Raw genomic sequence first — 17858 nt, 5'->3', positions numbered from 1 at the left:
CTGAAGAGAAGGACCAGCATGCTACTCGCACTCGCGCAATGGCTTCAGAATGACGCCAGCTTCATGCGCGTGTTCACCTACATCACGTTCCGCGCGGTGGGCGCCACGGCAACGGCGCTTCTGATCGGTCTCGTCTGCGGCCCGTGGGTCATCCGCAAGCTGACCTTGCTCAAGGTCGGCCAGGCCGTGCGCAAGGACGGCCCGCAGACGCATCTCGTGAAGTCCGGCACGCCGACGATGGGCGGCGTGCTGATCCTCATCGGCATTGCCATTTCCACGTTGCTGTGGGCCGATCTCACGAACCGTTTTGTATGGATCGTGATGCTCGTCACGTTCGGCTATGGCGTGATCGGCTGGGTGGACGACTATCGGAAGGTCGTGCACAAGGATCCGCGCGGCATGTCGTCGCGCGAGAAGTATTTCTGGCAATCGGTGATCGGCCTGTTCGCGGCGGTGTATCTCGCGTTTTCCGTGTCCGAAGCGAACAACGCGCGCGTGTTCGATCTCTTCATGGCGTGGGTGCGCAGCGGCCTCTCGATGGGCCTGCCCGCGCGCGCCGACCTGATGCTGCCGTTCCTCAAATCGATCACGTATCCGCTCGGCGTGTGGGGCTTCATCGCGATGACCTACTTCGTCATCGTCGGGTCGAGCAACGCCGTGAATCTCACCGACGGCCTCGACGGCCTCGTCATCATGCCGGTCGTGCTGGTCGGCGCGTCGCTCGGCGCGTTCGCGTATGTGATGGGCTCGTCGGTCTATTCGAAGTACCTGCTGTTCCCGCACATTCCCGGAGCGGGCGAGCTTTTGATCTTTTGTTCCGCAATGGGCGGCGCCGGTCTCGCGTTTCTCTGGTACAACACGCACCCCGCGCAGGTCTTCATGGGCGATGTCGGCGCGCTCGCGCTCGGCGGCGCGCTCGGCACGATCGCGGTGATCGTTCGTCAGGAAGTCGTGCTGTTCATCATGGGCGGCGTGTTCGTCGCGGAAACGCTTTCCGTGATGCTGCAGGTCTTCTGGTTCAAGTTCACGAAGCGCCGTTATGGCGAAGGCCGCCGTTTCTTCAAGATGGCGCCGCTGCATCACCATTACGAGCTGTCCGGCTGGACCGAGACGCAAGTCGTGGTGCGCTTCTGGATCATCACGTTGATGTTGTGCCTGTTCGGTCTGTCGACGTTGAAGTTGCGTTGATTCATTCAAGTTTCGGTAAAAGGTAAAGCGATGTTTGGCGAGAAGTTTATCGGTCGGCAAAGTCCGATGGTGCTCGTGCTTGGGCTGGGTGAATCCGGTCTGGCGATGGCGCGCTGGTGCGCCAGGCACGGTTGCCGCCTGCGGATCGCCGACACGCGCGAAGCGCCGCCGAATCTCTCCGAACTCGCGATCCACAAGATCGATGCGGATTTCGTCGGCGGCGCGTTCACGCCCGCGTTGCTCGATGGCGGCATCGAACTCGTCGCGATCAGCCCGGGGCTGTCGCCGCTCGCGGATGACCTCGCGCCGCTGATCGCTGCAGCGAAAGAACGCGGCATTCCCGTCTGGGGCGAACTCGAACTGTTCGCGCAGGCGCTCGCCGGACTCGGCGCGAACGGCTATGCGCCTAAAGTCATCGCGATCACGGGCACGAACGGCAAGACCACCACGACCGCGCTCACCGGCCTCTTGTGCGAGCGCGCGGGCAAGTCGGTCGCGGTCGCGGGCAACATCAGCCCGGCGATGCTCGACAAGCTGACCGAAGCCATCGACCAGACCGCGCTGCCCGATGTCTGGGTGCTCGAACTGTCGAGTTTCCAGCTCGAAACCGCGCATACGTTCGCACCGGATGCCGCCGCGGTGCTGAACATCACGCAGGATCATCTCGACTGGCACGGCGGCCTCGACGCCTACGCCGCCGCGAAAGGGCGCATCTTCGGCCCGGCCACGACGCGCGTGCTGAACCGCGACGACAGCCGCGTCATGAAGCTCGCGGCGAACGTCGCGCAACATCGCGTCGTGACGTTCGGACTGAACGAGCCGCTGAATGTCGGCGACTACGGTTTGCTGCGCGATAACGGCATGCAGTGGCTCGTCGTTGGCATCGATCGGGACGCGTCGGAAGAGACTGCGACTTCGCGTCGCCGCAAGAAGGACGAGGCCGAGCCGAATCTCGTTTCCAAGCGTCTGATGCCCGTCGACGCGCTGCGCATCCGCGGTCTGCACAACGCGGCGAACGCGCTCGCAGCGCTGGCGCTGGCTCGCGCGATCGATCTGCCGCTTGCGGCGCTTTTGCACGGCTTGCGCGAGTATCGCGGCGAGCCGCATCGCGTCGAAGTGATCGCGCAGATCGACGGCGTCGATTATGTCGATGACAGCAAAGGCACGAACGTCGGCGCGACGGTCGCCGCGCTCGACGGCCTCGCGCAACGCGTCGTGCTGATCGCCGGCGGCGACGGCAAGGGCCAGGACTTTTCGCCGCTCGAAGCGCCGGTCGCACGCTGGGCGCGCGCCGTGATGCTGATCGGCCGCGACGCGGCACGCATCCGCGAAACGCTGGCATCGACGAATGTCGAATTGCAGGATCACGCGACGCTCGAGGAAGCGACGAACGCCGCCGCGAAAATCGCGGAAGCCGGCGACGCCGTGCTGCTTTCGCCCGCGTGCGCGAGCCTCGACATGTTCAAGAACTACGCACATCGCGCCGACGTGTTTCGCGGCGCGGTCGAAGATATCGCCGCCGCGCGGGGAGTGATGCTATGAGCTGGTCGGAACGCTTCGGATCGAAACTCACCGGACAGCGCAACGCCATGCCCGGCGACTCGCTCGCGGGCCGCTCGAATTCGGGCACGCGCGGCGGCATTTCGAGCGCGGTCAACGGCGTGCGCCCGGCGCGCTCGCGCATGCTCGACTACGACTATTCGCTGTTGTGGGTGATGATCTCGCTGCTCGGCCTGGGCATCGTGATGGTGTACTCGGCGTCGATCGCGATGCCGGATTCGCCCAAGTACGCGAGCTATCGCGACTATCACTTCCTCGTGCGTCACCTCGTTTCGATCACGACGGCGCTCGTCGGCGCGACCATCGCGTTCAAGATTCCGATCAAGACGTGGGAAAAGTACGCGCCGAAGCTTTTTCTCGTCGCGCTGGCGATGCTCATCATCGTGCTGATTCCGCACGTCGGCAAAGGCGTGAACGGCGCGCGCCGCTGGATTCCGCTCGGCATCACGAACATGCAGCCGTCGGAGATCATGAAGCTCGCGGTGACGATCTACGCTGCGAACTACACCGTGCGCAAGCAGGAATTCATGCACAGCTTCGGCAAGGGCTTTCTGCCGATGGCGGTCGCGGTCGGCGCGGTCGGTGCCCTCTTGCTGCTCGAGCCCGACATGGGCGCGTTCATGGTGATCGCCGCGATCGCGATGGGCGTGCTGTTTCTCGGCGGCGTCAACGGCAAGCTGTTCGGCGGCCTCGTGCTGACGGCGGTGGGCACGTTCACGATGCTCGTGTGGCTGTCGCCGTGGCGTCGCGAGCGGATCTTCGCTTACCTCGATCCGTGGGACGACCGTTACGCGCAAGGCAAGGCGTATCAGTTGACGCACTCGCTGATTGCGTTCGGGCGCGGCGAGTGGTTCGGCGTCGGCTTGGGCGGCAGCGTCGAGAAGCTGAACTATCTGCCGGAAGCGCATACCGACTTCATTCTCGCGGTGATCGGCGAGGAGCTCGGTTTCGTCGGCGTGATCTGCGTGATCCTGCTGTTCTACTGGATCGTGCGCCGTGCGTTCGAGATCGGCCGTCAGGCGCTTGCGCTCGATCGCACGTTCGCCGGTCTAATGGCGAAGGGCGTCGGCATCTGGTTCGGCGCGCAGACGTTCATCAACATGGGCGTGAATCTCGGTCTTCTGCCGACCAAGGGTCTCACGCTGCCGCTCGTGTCCTACGGCGGCTCGGGCATTTTGCTGAACTGCGTCGCGCTGGCGGTGTTGCTGCGCGTCGATTACGAAAATCGCGTCTTGATGCGCGGAGGAAAAGTATGACCGCGCAACGCGACCGCACCTTGATGGTGATGGCGGGCGGCACCGGGGGCCACGTGTTCCCGGGGCTCGCGGTCGCGCACTGGATGCAGGCGCACGGTTGGCGCGTCGTGTGGCTCGGCAATGCGAGCGGCATGGAAGCGACGCTCGTGCCGAAGCACGGCATTCCGATGGAATACGTGCGCTTCGGCGGCGTGCGCGGCAAGGGCATCAAGACCAAGCTGATGTTGCCGGTGAATCTGCTGCGCGCATGTTCGCAAAGCCTCGCCGCGCTGCGCCGCGTGAAGCCGGACGTCGTGCTCGGCATGGGCGGCTATATCACGTTTCCGGCGGGCATCATGACGAAGCTCGCGGGCTGCCCGCTCGTGCTGCACGAACAGAACTCCATCGCGGGGCTCGCGAACAAGGTGCTCGCGCATCTCGCAAAGCGCGTGCTCGTCGCGTTTCCCAATGCTCTGCCGAATGCAGAATGGACCGGTAATCCGATCCGTGCGGAACTAACGAGCGCATTGCCACCCAAAGAACGCTACGCCGCGCGTTCGGGACGCCTGAACGTGCTCGTCGTCGGAGGCAGTCTCGGCGCTGCCGCGCTCAACGAAACCGTGCCCAAGGCGCTCGCGATGCTCGCATCGGAAGAGCGCCCGCGCATCGTGCATCAGGCGGGCGCGAAGCATATCGAAGCACTGGAAGCGAACTACGCGGCTGCGGGTCTCACGCGCGGTGAAGACCTGCAACTCGTGCCGTTCATCGAAGACATGGCGAGCGCGTATGCATCGGCGGATCTCGTCATCTGCCGGTCGGGCGCGATGACCGTCTCGGAAATCGCCGCGGTCGGCGTGGCGGCGCTCTTCGTGCCGTTCCCGTTCGCCGTCGACGATCACCAGACGACCAACGGCGCGTTCCTCGCGAAGAACGGCGCGGCTGAACTGATACAACAACGCGATCTGTCGGCGCAAAAGCTCGCCGACTGGTTACGCGTACAGACGCGCGACACGCTCGCGGCTATGGCCGAGCGCTCGCGCGCGCTGGCGAAACCGGACGCGACCGAAAAAGTCGCGAGCATTTGCGCCGACGTGGCCGGCGCGCGTTTCGACGCGCAAGCTCGGGAGGCACACTAAATGAAGCACATCGTCAAACATATACATTTCGTCGGGATCGGCGGCGCGGGCATGAGCGGGATCGCCGAAGTGCTGCTCAATCTCGGCTATCACGTGAGCGGATCCGATCTTTCGAACGGCGCGGTCACCGAGCGTCTGCGTGCGCTTGGCGCGCGCGTCGAGATCGGTCATCACGAGCAGAACATCGAAGGCGCGAATGCGGTGGTCGTTTCGACGGCCGTGCGCCCCGACAATCCAGAAGTGCTCGCGGCGCGGCATCGCCGCGTGCCGATCGTGCCGCGGGCCGTGATGCTCGCGGAACTCATGCGCCTGAAGCAGGGCATCGCCATCGCTGGCACGCACGGCAAAACGACGACGACTTCGCTCGTCGCGAGCGTGCTGGCGGCGGGCGGGCTCGATCCGACCTTCGTCATCGGCGGGCGGCTGAACAGCGCGGGCGCGAACGCGCGTCTCGGCACGGGCGATTTCATCGTCGCTGAAGCCGATGAGTCGGACGCTTCGTTCCTGAATCTTTTCCCGGTGATCGAAGTCATCACGAACATCGACGCCGATCACATGGACACCTACGGCCACGACTTCGCGCGGCTCAAGCAGGCGTTCATCGAGTTCACGCATCGGCTGCCGTTTTACGGCATTGCCGTGCTATGTGTCGACGATCCGAACGTCCGCGAAATCCTGCCGTTCGTGTCGAAGCCGATCATCCGCTACGGTCTCGGCGCGGAAGCGCAAGTGCGCGCGGTGAACGTCGAGGCGCGCGACGGCCGCATGCATTTCACGACGCTGCGTGAAGACGCGCCGTCGCTCGACATCGTGCTGAATCTGCCGGGCACGCATAACGTGCAGAACGCGCTCGCGGCAATCGCGATCGCGACTGAACTCGAAGTCGCGGATGCCGATATCCAGCGTGCGCTCGCTGAATTCAACGGCGTAGGCCGTCGCTTCCAGCGTTACGGCGAAGTGAGCGCGGCGAGCGGCGAAGGCGCGTACACGCTCATCGACGACTACGGTCATCACCCGGTCGAAATGGCCGCGACGATCGCGGCGGCGCGCGGCGCGTTTCCGGGGCGGCGTCTCGTGCTCGCGTTCCAGCCGCATCGCTATACGCGCACGCGCGACTGTTTCGAGGATTTCGTGAAAGTGCTGTCGACGGTCGACGCCCTCGTGCTCACCGATGTCTACGCCGCCGGCGAAGCGCCCATCGTGGCCGCCGACGGCCGGGCGCTCGCGCGTGCGATCCGCGTCGCGGGCAAGGTGGAGCCGGTGTTCGTCGAGACGATCGACGAAGTGCCCGACGCGGTGACGACCATCGCGCGCAACGGCGACGTGGTGATCGCCATGGGCGCGGGTTCCATCGGCGGAGTGTGCGGCAAGCTGGCTAACCCCCAGCCTCAGTAAGAGCAAGACCATGAGCAATCAAGTGAATCAAATCGATCCGAAAGTCTTCGGCAAAGTCGCGGTGCTGCTCGGTGGCAATTCCGCCGAACGCGAGGTCTCGCTCAATTCCGGGCGCCTCGTGCTCGAAGGCTTGCGCGAGGCGGGCATCGACGCGCACGCGTTCGATCCGGCGCGGCATCCGCTTTCGGATCTGAAGGCGCAAGGCTTCGTGCGCGCGTTCATCGCGCTGCATGGCGGTTACGGCGAGAACGGGCAACTGCAGGGCGCGCTCGATTTCTACGGCATCCGCTATACGGGCAGCGGCGTGCTCGGCTCGGCGCTCGGCATGGACAAGCTGCGCACGAAGCTCGTGTGGCAGCAGGCCGGCATTCCCACGCCGCCGTTCGAAACCGTCTTTCGCGGCGAAGACTACGCGGCGCGCGCGCAGGACATCATCGCGAAGCTCGGGCTGCCGCTCTTCGTCAAGCCGGCGAGCGAAGGATCGAGCGTCGCGGTCATCAAGGTGAAGAGCGCGGAAACGCTCGTGCCCGCGCTCGAAGAAGCGGTGAATTACGACAAGATCGTGATCGTCGAGAAGAGCATCGAGGGCGGCGGCGAATTTACGTGCTGCATCGCGGGCGATCTCGACTTGCCGGTCATCAAGATCGTGCCGGCGGGCGAGTTCTACGACTATCACGCGAAGTACGTCGCGGACGACACGCAATACCTGATTCCGTGCGGCCTGACCGAAGCCGAAGAAACGCGCATGAAGCAGCTGACGAAGCGCGCCTTCGAGATTCTCGGCTGCACCGACTGGGGCCGCGCGGACTTCATGCTCGACTCGGACGGCAACCCGTATTTCCTCGAGGTGAACACGGCGCCCGGCATGACCGATCACTCTCTGCCGCCGAAAGCCGCGCGCGCGGTCGGCATCAGCTACAAGGATCTCGTCGTGAAAGTGCTGTCGCTCACGCTGAAGAACTAGGTCGATCACACACAGGACACGAACAAGCGAAACCATGTGGAACAACGTTCGCCAACTCAACCTCGCCGCCAACGGGCTGCACGTCGTGCTCGTGCTGCTGCTTCTCGGCGCCGCGGGGTACTGGGCGATCCAGCGTCCCGAGTTTCGCCTGCGCGAGATTCAGATCGACGGGGATACGGCGCACATCAGCTCGCCGGTCGTGCGGGCAAGCGTGATCGGTCATCTGAAGGGCAACTACTTCACGGTCGATCTCGATGCGGCGCGCGCCGCGTTCGAGCAGGTGCCGTGGGTGCGCCACGCGAGCGTGCGCCGCGTATGGCCGAACGCGCTCGCGGTGACGCTCGAGGAATACAAGCCGCTCGGCACGTGGGGGAACGATCAACTGGTGAGCGTGGACGGCGATCTCTTCACCGCGAATCAGGGCGAACTCGACGACGATCTGCCCGCGTTCGACGGCCCCGAGGGCACGGCGAAGGAAGTGGTCGCGCGGTATCACGATTTCGAGAAGTGGTTCGCGCCGCTCGACGCGAAGCCGGAAGAAGTCACGCTGTCGCCGCGCTTCGCGTGGACGGTCAAGCTGTCGAACGGCACGCAGGTCGAACTCGGACGCGAGCGTAATCAGGACACGCTGAACGACCGTTGCAAGCGTTTCGTCGCGTCGTGGCCGTCCGTCACGGGACGCTGGGGGAAGGACATCGAATATGCGGATTTGCGGTACCCGAACGGCTTTGCCATACGAGCCGCGAACATGCGCTTCATCAACGACACCGACAAGGCCAAGAAGTAAGCAGACATCACAGGCATGAGCACGCTATGAGCAAAGACTACAAAGACCTGCTGGTTTCCCTCGACATCGGAACGTCGAAGGTGGTCGCGATCGTCGCCGAATTGAAGGGCGAAGGCCACTACGAGGTAATCGGACTCGGTCAGAGCGACTCGAAGGGGTTGAAGAAGGGCGTCGTGGTCAATATCGAGGCCACGGTGCAATCCATCCAGCGCGCGCTCGAAGAAGCCGAACTGATGGCGGATTGCAAGATCACAAACGTATTCACCGGGATCGCGGGCAGCCATATCCGCAGCTTCAATTCGAGCGGGATGGTCGCGATCAAGGACAAGGAGGTCACGCAGGCGGATGTCGCGCGCGTGATCGAAACGGCCAAGGCGATCAACATCCCGACCGATCAGCAGGTGCTGCATATCCTCACCCAGGAATTCATCATCGACGGGCAAGAGGATGTGCGCGAGCCGATCGGCATGAGCGGCATCCGCCTCGAAGTGAAGGTGCACATCGTGACGGGCGCGGTGAGCGCGGCGCAGAACATCGTGAAGTGCGTGCGCCGCTGCGGCCTCGAAGTGAACGACCTCATTCTGCAGCCGCTCGCGTCGTCGCTTGCGGTGCTGACCGAGGACGAGAAGGAACTGGGCGTGGTGCTCGTCGATATCGGCGGCGGCACGACGGACATCGCCATCTTCAGCGAAGGCGCGATCCGACATACGGCGGTGATTCCCATCGCGGGCGATCAGATCACGAGCGACGTCGCGATGGCGCTGCGCACGCCGACGCCGGATGCGGAAGACATCAAGGTGAGCTACGGCATCGCGAAGCAGGCGCTCGCTGATCCGGACGAAATGATCGAAGTGCCGGGGCTGGGCGAGCGCGGTCCGCGCACGCTGTCGCGGCAGGCGCTGGCGGCGGTCGTGGAGCCGCGCGTCGAAGAGCTGTTCTCGCTGGTGCAGCAGGTCGTGCGCGAGTCGGGCTATGAAGAACTGCTGTCGAGCGGCGTCGTGCTGACCGGCGGCGCGGCGATGATGCCCGGCATGGTCGAGCTCGGCGAAGACATCTTCCTGAAACCGGTGCGCATCGGCGTGCCGGAATACGCGGGCGGCCTTGCCGATGTCGTGCGCAATCCGCGCTATTCGACGGCAATGGGCCTGCTCGCCGAAGGACGCTCGCAACGCATGCGCGGCCGCAAGGTCGCGGTACAGAACGGTTCGATGGGACAAGTCTTCTCGCGGATGAAAGACTGGTTCCTCGGGAATTTCTAAGCAATACGCAACACGCAACAAAAAGAATTTCGCGCCGGTACCGGCGGCTGGTGCGCGACAAGGGGTTGCCCGATCTCTCGTCGAATAACGCCGATCTTCATTCTTGACGGAGGCAACATGGATTTCGAAATGCTGGAAACGGAAACCAACGGAACGATCATCAAGGTCGTGGGCGTTGGTGGTGCTGGCGGCAACGCGGTTCAGCACATGATCAACCGCGGCGTGCAGGGCGTCGACTTCATCGTGATGAACACCGACGCGCAAGCGCTCGCCCGTTCGCGCGCGCCGGCGGTTCTGCAACTGGGCATGACCGGTCTCGGCGCTGGCGCGAAGCCGGAGAAGGGCAAGGAAGCGGCGGAAGACGCGCGCGAGCGTATCGCCGACGCACTGCGCGGCGCGCACATGGTGTTCATCACCGCGGGCATGGGCGGCGGCACGGGCACGGGCGCGGCGCCGGTGGTCGCGCAGATCGCCAAGGAAATGGGCATTCTCACCGTTGGCGTCGTGAGCAAGCCGTTCGAGTTCGAAGGCGGCCGCCGCATGCGCGTCGCGGAAGCGGGCTCGCAGCAACTGGAGGATCACGTCGACTCGCTGATCGTCGTGCTGAACGACAAGCTGTTCGAGGTGATGGGCGATGACGCCGAGATGGACAAGTGCTTCCAGTGCGCGGACGACGTGCTGAACAACGCTGTCGCCGGTATCGCTGAAATCATCAACGTCGATGGTCTCGTGAACGTCGACTTCGAAGACGTGAAGACGGTGATGGGCGAGCAGGGCAAGGCGATGATGGGCACGGCGACGGTTGCCGGCGTCGATCGCGCGCGTCTCGCCGCGGAACAGGCGGTCGCGAGTCCGCTGCTGGAAGGCGTGGATCTGTCGGGTGCGCGCGGCGTGCTGGTGAATATCACGTCGAGCCGTTCGCTGCGTCTGTCGGAAACGCGTGAAGTGATGAACACCATCAAGTCCTACGCAGCCGACGATGCAACGGTCATCTTCGGCGCCGTGTACGACGACGCGATGGGCGACGCGCTGCGCGTGACGGTGGTGGCGACGGGCCTGGGCCGCGCGGCGAAGAAGCAGCAGCAAGCGCCGATGACCCTCCTGCGCACGGGCACCGACAATCAGCCGGTCGCACACGCGCATCACGCCGCCGCGCACAATTCGTACGGTACGCAGCACGGTCAGAGCACGACGGATTACGGTCAGCTCGACACGCCGGCAGTGTGGCGCTCGACGCGTGAAACGGCGGCTTCGCACGTGCAGGCGCTGCAGGAAAAAGGCGTCGATACTTACGACATTCCGGCGTTCCTGCGCAAGCAGGCGGACTGAGCGAAGCGCACGTTATTTGCTGCTGAGTTCGTGACGAAGCGGCACACCGCGTGCACGCGCTGAACGTCCGGCGCGCACGATGCAGGCTTCGCGTGGGGCGACTGTCCAAGGCCGCGTCCTGATGCAAAACGGACGCCGGGCCGTGGCCAGCCGACCTCCACGAATCTGCCCCTGACGTCGAGGAAGGCAGAGTGAAGCCGTAATCGCTGCGGAGACTTTCGGCGCGGTTGCGGGACGATGCGATCGCGAGGATGTCCGCGAGCACTGATGAGGGAAGGACCGAGCATGATCAAAGTGGGTGAAACGTTGCCCGACGTGCGTCTCTTCGAGTTCATCGACGAGGCCACCGAGGGCTGTGCCGTGGGACCGAATGCGTTCCCGGTGCGCGAGCGGAGCGCAGGCAAGCGCGTGGTGATCTTCGGATTGCCGGGCGCGTTCACGCCGACGTGCTCCGCCAGACACGTGCCCGGCTATGTCGAAGCGGCGGCGGATTTGTCCGCGGCAGGCATCGACGAAGTCTGGTGCGTTTCCGTCAACGACGCGTTCGTCATGAACGCGTGGGGACGCGATCTTCAAACCGCGGGCAAGGTGAAGATGATTGCGGACGGCAGTGCGCGTTTCACTCAGGCACTCGGACTGGATCAGGATTTGTCCGAGCGTGGCATGGGAATCCGTTCCCAGCGCTACGCGATGGTGGTCGACGACGGCGTGGTCAAGACGCTGAATGTCGAAGCGCCCGGCAAGTTCGAAGTCAGCGACGCTCGCAGTATCCTGGCGACGTTGCGCTGAGTGCAGCGGCGCGCCGCGTTGCCCGCGCGCAACGCTTGAAGCGCCCTCGCATTGAGCTGCAATTTGGGGCCGATGACCGGAAATGCCTCCATTCCGGCCATCGGCCCGTTCTACTTCACAAATCCTTCGCCTTGGCGTAACACAGGGAAACAGTTGATACCACCTGGATCAGGACGGCATGCGGCGAATGGAGTATAATTCGACCTATTAGAATTTAACGCACGATTAATTTCCTTTATAGGATCTTGAATCGGAAAGAACATCATGTTGAAGCAGCGAACAATCAAGACCGTCGTCAAAACCGTGGGGATCGGGCTCCATTCCGGCCGCAAGGTCGACCTGACCCTGCGCCCAGCGCCGATCGGGACGGGCATCGTCTTTTCGCGTATCGACCTGCCCGAGCCGGTCGATATTCCCGCGTCCGCGATGGCGATTGGCGACACGCGTCTCGCTTCCGTGCTGCAGAAGGACGGCGCGCGCGTCTCGACCATCGAGCATTTGATGTCGGCGTGCGCGGGCCTCGGCATCGACAATCTGTATGTCGATGTGACCGCCGAGGAAATCCCGATCATGGACGGCAGCGCGGCATCGTTCGTGTTTCTGATTCAATCGGCGGGTATCGAAGAGCAGAACGCGCCGAAGCAATTCATCAAGGTGACGAAGCCCATCGAAGTACGCGACGGCGACAAATTCGCGCGCCTCGAACCGTATTTCGGCTTCAAGCTGAGCTTCACGATCGATTTCCGCCATCCGGCCGTCGACAAGACCGGTCAGGCGCTCGAAGTGGATTTCGCGACCACGTCGTATGTGCGTGAAATCGCGCGCGCCCGCACGTTCGGCTTCGCGCATGAAGTGGAGATGATGCGCGAACTGGGGCTCGCGCGCGGCGGCAGCATGGACAACGCGATCGTGCTCGACGAGTACCGCATCCTCAACAATGACGGCCTGCGTTACGACGACGAATTCGTGAAGCACAAGATGCTCGACGCGATCGGCGACCTGTACGTGGTCGGCCGTCCGTTGCTGGCGTCGTACAAGGCGTACAAGGGCGGTCACGCGATGAACAACATGCTGCTGCGTGAGTTGCTCGCGAACGAAGACGCTTATGAAATCGTCACATTTGAAGATACGAAAACCGCACCGCGCGGTTTCGGTTTCGACACGCAGACGGCGTTTGCTTAACTGAAAGCCTCAACGGATGAACAAGAATGAGCGGCCGGGCGCCGCTCATTTTTTTTGTCCGCGCGCCTGATGCCGCGCCGCCATCCGCGCGAGCGCTTCCTGTAGAGGCGACGGCTCGAGCGAGGCCGCCAGATCATGCAGCGCCGTTGCGCCCGCCGCCGACATGCGCGCCTGCTTCGGCGGCGCGGATTCTTTCATCGGCTGCGGACGGACGCGGATTTTCAGCGCGTTGACGGCCCAGCCGCGTTGTTGCAGGTCGGAAAGCAGACGCGGCTCGATATGCCGCAGCCGCGCCGCCAGCGCGTTGTGCGCGGCGAAAAGCGCGAGGACTCCGTCCTTGATGAAACCCGGTTCCACGTTCGACGCCAGATAATCCGGCAAAAGCGAGCTCAGATCGCGCTGCAGCGCCGCCACTTGCTCGACGCCCGCGCGCAACGCGCGGAACGCATCGGTGCGATCGAGGACGTCGGCGACGGCTTGCGGCCGCCGCGGATCGAAACCCGATCTTGAATTCGTAGAAAAGCTGCTCATTTTTGTATAGGCGCAGGCCCGACGGAACGGTTCGATTGTACGCGAGGCGGCCCGTTGCTTCGGGCGGGGAAACGAGTTTCGCCCGAGCTTTCAGCGGGTTGACTGTCGCGTTCCGTCTACGCACGCGCGGGCACGCCGACGCAAGGTCTGCCAAACTCACATGCTAAAATTCCCGATTCGAATTTCACCTTATGGACTTAAGTCGCCGAGGTTCTCCGAGCCCGGACGCAGCTTTGTGCTGTGGCCGTCCGAAGCCGCGACGCAGACACTGATCCGATGACGACCGGTTTCCTTCAGAAGATTTTTGGCAGCCGCAATCAGCGGCTGGTCAAGCAGTATCAAAAGACCGTTGCGGCAATCAATGCCCTCGAGCCGACCGTCGAGAAGTATTCGGACGACCAGCTGCGCGCCAAGACCGATGAGTTCCGCCAGCGCGTCGCGGGCGGCGAATCGCTCGACGTGATCCTGCCCGAGGCGTTCGCGGTCTGCCGCGAGGCGAGCAAGCGCGTCCTGAAGATGCGCCACTTCGACGTGCAGCTCATCGGCGGCATGGTCCTGCATTACGGCAAGATTGCGGAAATGCGTACCGGCGAGGGCAAGACGCTCGTCGCGACGCTCGCCGCGTATTTGAATGCGCTGTCGGGCCGCGGCGTGCACGTCGTGACGGTGAACGACTACCTCGCCCAGCGCGATGCCGAATGGATGGCGCGCCTCTACAACTTCCTCGGTCTGTCGTGCGGCGTGAATCTGTCGCAGATGGAACACTCGCAGAAGCAGGAAGCGTACGCGGCGGACATCACGTACGGCACGAACAACGAGTTCGGTTTCGATTATCTGCGCGACAACATGGTCTACGAGACCAACGCGCGCGTGCAGCGGCCACTCAATTTCGCGATCGTCGACGAAGTGGACTCGATCCTCATCGACGAGGCACGCACGCCGCTCATCATCTCCGGTCAGGCTGAAGATCACACCGATCTCTACGTGCGCATGAACGCGCTGCCGCCGCTGCTCGAGCAGCAGATCGGCGAAGAGAAGGCCGACGGCACCGGCGTCGAAAAGCCGGGCGATTACACGCTCGATGAAAAAGCGCGTCAGGTGTTCCTGACCGAATCGGGCCACGAGAAGGCCGAGCGCCTGCTCGCCGAGTGGGGTTTGATCGGCGAAGGCGAGAGTCTCTACGCGCCGCAGAACATCACGCTGATGCACCACATCTATGCCGCGTTGCGCGCGCATACGCTTTTCCTGCGCGATCAGCACTACGTGGTGCAGAACGGCGAAGTCGTGATCGTCGACGAATTCACCGGCCGCATGATGACCGGCCGCCGCTGGTCGGACGGTCTGCATCAGGCGGTCGAAGCAAAGGAACACGTCCAGATTCAGGCCGAGAACCAGACGCTCGCGTCCATCACGCTGCAGAACTATTTCCGCATGTACTCGAAGCTGTCCGGCATGACCGGCACGGCGGACACGGAAGCCTACGAATTCAACGAAATCTACGGCCTCGAAACGGTCGTGATTCCGACCAACCGTCCGCCGAAGCGCGTCGACAAGCAGGATCAGATCTACAAGACGTCGAAAGAGCGTTACGACGCGGTGATTCGCGACATCCGCGATTGCGTCGAGCGCGGTCAGCCGACGCTCGTCGGCACGACGTCGATCGAAGCGTCCGAATTGCTGTCGCACCTGCTCACGCAGGCGGGCGTGAAGCACGAAGTGCTCAACGCGAAACAGCACGCGCGCGAAGCGGCGATCGTCGCGGAAGCGGGCCGTCCGGCCGCCGTCACGATCGCGACGAACATGGCCGGCCGCGGCACGGACATCGTGCTTGGCGGCAACGTCGAGAAGCAGGCGTCGTTCATCGAAGCGGATCTCTCGATCCCCGAGAACGAGAAAGCCGCGCGCATCCAGAAGCTGCACGACGAATGGCAGGCGCTGCACGATCACGTGAAGGCGGCGGGCGGTCTGCATATCATCGGCACCGAGCGTCACGAGTCGCGCCGTATCGACAACCAGCTGCGCGGCCGCGCGGGCCGTCAGGGCGATCCGGGTTCGTCGCGCTTCTATCTGTCGCTGGACGATCCGCTTCTGCGCATTTTCGCGGGCGATCGCGTGCGCGCGATCATGGATCGCCTGAAGATGCCGGAAGGCGAGCCGATCGAAGCAGGCATGGTCACGCGTTCGATCGAAGGCGCGCAGCGCAAGGTCGAAGCGCGCAACTTCGACATCCGCAAGCAACTGCTCGAATACGACGACGTCGCGAACGATCAGCGCAAGGTCATCTATCAGCAGCGTAACGAACTGCTCGAAGCGAACGACGTGCAGGAAACCATCGCGGCGATGCGTCAAAGCGTGATCGGCGACGTCGTGCGAACCTTCGTGCCGGCGGGCAGCATCGAAGAGCAGTGGGAAGCGCCGGAGCTGGAAGAAGTGCTGCGCAACGACTGGTCGCTCGATCTCGCGGTTCAGGAGATGATCAACGAGTCGAATTCGATCGACGCGGAAGAAATTTGCGAAGCCGTGCTCGCCGCCGCCGACGAAGCGTACGAAGCGAAGGTCGCGATGGTCGGCCGCGAATCGTTCAGCGCGTTCGAGCGCTCGATCATGCTGCAGACGCTCGATAGCCGCTGGCGCGAGCATCTCGCCGCGCTCGATCACTTGCGGCAGGGCATCCATCTGCGCGGCTATGCGCAGAAGAACCCGAAGCAGGAATACAAGCGCGAGGCGTTCGAACTGTTCGCCGCGATGCTCGACGCCGTGAAACAGGAAGTCACGCGCGTCGTGATGAACGTGCAGATCCAGTCGCCGGAGCAGCTCGAAGAAGCCGCCGAGCAGTACGAAGAGAAAGGCAGCCATCTGGAAAACGTGTCGTTCACGCACGCGGATTTCAACGCGCCGGCCGCCGAGCCGACGCCCGCCGCGGCGGCGGCGAGCGCCACCGCGCAGATGGTCAGCCAGGCGATGGCCGCCGGCGACGACATCAGCGTGGCGACGCGTCCTTCGGACGACGTGCCGAAGGTCGGCCGCAACGATCCGTGCCCGTGCGGCAGCGGCAAGAAGTACAAGAACTGTCACGGCAAGCTGGTGTAATCGGCTCGTGACGTGACGAACAAGCGACGCAGCGATGCGTCGTTTGTCTTTGCAGCATCCATCATTCACGGCGCCGGTTCGAATCCGCTGGCCGGCGTCAGTCTTTCATCATGTGCCGGTTCGATGAGCCGGCATTCGCCACTTTCAGCGAGACGCGAACATGGCCGTCAACTTCCCCTCGATCGATCCCGCAGCGCTTCATCCCGTCCCCGGCGTCACGCTCGGTTACGCGGAGGCGAACATTCGCAAGCCCAATCGCAAGGACGTGCTCGTCATTCGCGTCGATGAAGGCGCGAGCGTCGCGGGTGTTTTCACGCAGAATCGCTTCTGCGCCGCGCCGGTTACGGTCTGCCGTGAGCATCTCGCGGCGGCGGGCCAAGGCGGCAAGGGCATTCGTGCGCTCGTCGTGAATACGGGCAACGCGAACGCGGGCACCGGCGAGCCGGGCATGGCGCACGCGCGCGAAACCTGCGCGGAGCTCGCGCGTCTCGCCAATCTTGATGCGCAGCAAATCCTGCCGTTCTCGACCGGGGTGATTCTGGAGCCGCTGCCGATCGATCGCCTGAAGGCCGGTCTGCCCGCCGCGCTCGCGAATCAACAAGCCGCGCACTGGTTCGACGCCGCGCAAGCGATCATGACGACCGACACGCTGCCGAAGGCGGCGTCGCGCCAGGTAACGATCGACGGTCACGTCGTCACGCTGTCGGGCATCAGCAAGGGCGCGGGCATGATCCGCCCGAACATGGCGACGATGCTCGGCTTCCTCGCATTCGATGCGAATGTCGCGCAGCCGGTCCTCGATCAGCTCGTGAAGCACGTCGCGAATCGTTCGTTCAACTGCATCACGATAGACGGCGATACGTCCACCAACGATTCGTTCATCCTGATCGCGTCGGGGAAGTCGTCGCTGCCCCCGATCACATCGACGGATTCGCCCGCGTACGCCGCATTGCGCGACGCCGTGACCGAAGTGGCGCAGGAACTCGCGCAACTCATCGTGCGCGACGGCGAAGGCGCGACCAAGTTCATGACGATCACGGTGGAGGGCGGCCAGGACGCGGCGGAGTGCCGTCAGATTGCCTACGCGATCGGCCATTCGCCGCTCGTTAAGACCGCGTTCTACGCGTCCGATCCGAACCTCGGCCGCATTCTCGCTGCGATCGGTTATGCGGGCGTAACGGATCTCGATGTCGGCAAGATCGATCTTTATCTCGATGACGTGCTGGTCGCGAAAGCCGGCGGGCGCAATCCCGCGTACAAGGAAGAAGACGGCCAGCGCGTGATGAAGAAGAGCGAGATCCTGATTCGCGTCGTGCTCGGGCGCGGCGACGCGCAAGCGACCGTCTGGACCTGCGACCTTTCGCATGATTACGTGAGCATCAACGCCGACTATCGCTCCTGAACGCGGACAAC

General features: G+C 63.7%; 14 protein-coding genes. 13 read left to right on the top strand and 1 reads right to left on the bottom strand.

Going from position 1 to position 17858, the window contains the following annotated elements:
• Positions 1-18: 18 nt before the first annotated feature.
• The 11 genes from mraY (at position 19) to lpxC (ending at position 12824) form a co-directional block, all read left to right on the top strand.
• Complete coding sequence (gene mraY, locus NCS00_RS12305) at positions 19-1188, top strand: phospho-N-acetylmuramoyl-pentapeptide-transferase (protein ID WP_008342993.1); 1170 nt, start codon at positions 19-21, stop codon at positions 1186-1188.
• Positions 1189-1218: 30 nt separating this feature from the next.
• The gene (murD, locus tag NCS00_RS12300) at positions 1219-2730 is read left to right on the top strand and encodes a UDP-N-acetylmuramoyl-L-alanine--D-glutamate ligase (protein ID WP_250440206.1); all 1512 of its coding nucleotides are present in this window, start codon (positions 1219-1221) and stop codon (positions 2728-2730) included.
• Complete coding sequence (ftsW, locus tag NCS00_RS12295; RefSeq protein WP_008342990.1) at positions 2727-4004, top strand: putative lipid II flippase FtsW; 1278 nt, start codon at positions 2727-2729, stop codon at positions 4002-4004. The genes murD and ftsW overlap by 4 nt, the downstream gene beginning before the upstream one ends.
• Positions 4001-5119: an undecaprenyldiphospho-muramoylpentapeptide beta-N-acetylglucosaminyltransferase gene (murG, locus tag NCS00_RS12290; RefSeq protein ID WP_175982743.1), complete on the top strand. Its 1119-nt coding sequence runs from the start codon at positions 4001-4003 to the stop codon at positions 5117-5119. Before ftsW ends, murG begins: the two co-directional genes overlap by 4 nt.
• Positions 5120-6514: a UDP-N-acetylmuramate--L-alanine ligase gene (gene murC, locus NCS00_RS12285; protein WP_034471448.1), complete on the top strand. Its 1395-nt coding sequence runs from the start codon at positions 5120-5122 to the stop codon at positions 6512-6514.
• Between the two features lie 22 nt (positions 6515-6536).
• Positions 6537-7478, top strand: coding sequence for a D-alanine--D-alanine ligase (locus NCS00_RS12280; protein WP_250440211.1), 942 nt, complete (start codon positions 6537-6539; stop codon positions 7476-7478).
• A 34-nt stretch (positions 7479-7512) separates the two neighbouring features.
• Complete coding sequence (locus NCS00_RS12275) at positions 7513-8265, top strand: cell division protein FtsQ/DivIB (protein WP_008342982.1); 753 nt, start codon at positions 7513-7515, stop codon at positions 8263-8265.
• Positions 8266-8291: 26 nt separating this feature from the next.
• Positions 8292-9524 carry a cell division protein FtsA gene (gene ftsA / locus NCS00_RS12270; protein WP_008342980.1) on the top strand — a complete coding sequence of 411 codons (1233 nt, stop codon included), beginning with the start codon at positions 8292-8294 and terminating at the stop codon, positions 9522-9524.
• A gap of 117 nt (positions 9525-9641) precedes the next feature.
• Positions 9642-10853 (top strand): cell division protein FtsZ, encoded by a 1212-nt coding sequence (gene ftsZ, locus NCS00_RS12265; protein ID WP_008342979.1) that lies wholly within the window; start codon positions 9642-9644, stop codon positions 10851-10853.
• Between the two features lie 285 nt (positions 10854-11138).
• Positions 11139-11642 (top strand): peroxiredoxin, encoded by a 504-nt coding sequence (locus NCS00_RS12260; RefSeq protein WP_175982744.1) that lies wholly within the window; start codon positions 11139-11141, stop codon positions 11640-11642.
• A 264-nt stretch (positions 11643-11906) separates the two neighbouring features.
• On the top strand, positions 11907-12824 hold the full coding sequence (gene lpxC, locus NCS00_RS12255) for a UDP-3-O-acyl-N-acetylglucosamine deacetylase (protein ID WP_008342975.1): 918 nt from the start codon (positions 11907-11909) through the stop codon (positions 12822-12824).
• Positions 12825-12869: 45 nt separating this feature from the next.
• Here the strand turns inward: lpxC and NCS00_RS12250 are convergent, their stop codons facing one another.
• Positions 12870-13355: a DciA family protein gene (locus NCS00_RS12250; RefSeq protein ID WP_250440205.1), complete on the bottom strand. Its 486-nt coding sequence runs from the start codon at positions 13353-13355 to the stop codon at positions 12870-12872.
• A gap of 276 nt (positions 13356-13631) precedes the next feature.
• Here NCS00_RS12250 and secA point away from each other — a divergent pair, with 276 nt between their 5' ends.
• Positions 13632-16445, top strand: a complete 2814-nt coding sequence (gene secA / locus NCS00_RS12245; protein WP_034471684.1) for a preprotein translocase subunit SecA — start codon at positions 13632-13634, stop codon at positions 16443-16445.
• Positions 16446-16605: 160 nt separating this feature from the next.
• Positions 16606-17847, top strand: coding sequence for a bifunctional glutamate N-acetyltransferase/amino-acid acetyltransferase ArgJ (gene argJ / locus NCS00_RS12235; RefSeq protein WP_239295170.1), 1242 nt, complete (start codon positions 16606-16608; stop codon positions 17845-17847).
• Positions 17848-17858 lie beyond the last annotated feature (11 nt).

Source organism: Caballeronia sp. AZ1_KS37 (assembly GCF_023631165.1).
Lineage (GTDB): Bacteria > Pseudomonadota > Gammaproteobacteria > Burkholderiales > Burkholderiaceae > Caballeronia > Caballeronia zhejiangensis.
Note: the sequence above shows the minus strand (reverse complement) of the source record. Positions and strands in the feature narration are given on the sequence as shown.

Excerpts from the sequence above, each read along its gene's own strand:
- mraY (WP_008342993.1), top strand. The coding sequence starts at position 19 with ATGCTACTCGCACTCGCGCAATGGCTTCAGAATGACGCCAGCTTCATG.
- murD (WP_250440206.1), top strand. The coding sequence starts at position 1,219 with ATGTTTGGCGAGAAGTTTATCGGTCGGCAAAGTCCGATGGTGCTCGTG.
- ftsW (WP_008342990.1), top strand. The coding sequence starts at position 2,727 with ATGAGCTGGTCGGAACGCTTCGGATCGAAACTCACCGGACAGCGCAAC.
- murG (WP_175982743.1), top strand. The coding sequence starts at position 4,001 with ATGACCGCGCAACGCGACCGCACCTTGATGGTGATGGCGGGCGGCACC.
- murC (WP_034471448.1), top strand. The coding sequence starts at position 5,120 with ATGAAGCACATCGTCAAACATATACATTTCGTCGGGATCGGCGGCGCG.
- NCS00_RS12275 (WP_008342982.1), top strand. The coding sequence starts at position 7,513 with ATGTGGAACAACGTTCGCCAACTCAACCTCGCCGCCAACGGGCTGCAC.
- ftsA (WP_008342980.1), top strand. The coding sequence starts at position 8,292 with ATGAGCAAAGACTACAAAGACCTGCTGGTTTCCCTCGACATCGGAACG.
- ftsZ (WP_008342979.1), top strand. The coding sequence starts at position 9,642 with ATGGATTTCGAAATGCTGGAAACGGAAACCAACGGAACGATCATCAAG.
- NCS00_RS12260 (WP_175982744.1), top strand. The coding sequence starts at position 11,139 with ATGATCAAAGTGGGTGAAACGTTGCCCGACGTGCGTCTCTTCGAGTTC.
- lpxC (WP_008342975.1), top strand. The coding sequence starts at position 11,907 with ATGTTGAAGCAGCGAACAATCAAGACCGTCGTCAAAACCGTGGGGATC.
- NCS00_RS12250 (WP_250440205.1), bottom strand. The coding sequence starts at position 13,355 with ATGAGCAGCTTTTCTACGAATTCAAGATCGGGTTTCGATCCGCGGCGG.
- secA (WP_034471684.1), top strand. The coding sequence starts at position 13,632 with ATGACGACCGGTTTCCTTCAGAAGATTTTTGGCAGCCGCAATCAGCGG.
- argJ (WP_239295170.1), top strand. The coding sequence starts at position 16,606 with ATGGCCGTCAACTTCCCCTCGATCGATCCCGCAGCGCTTCATCCCGTC.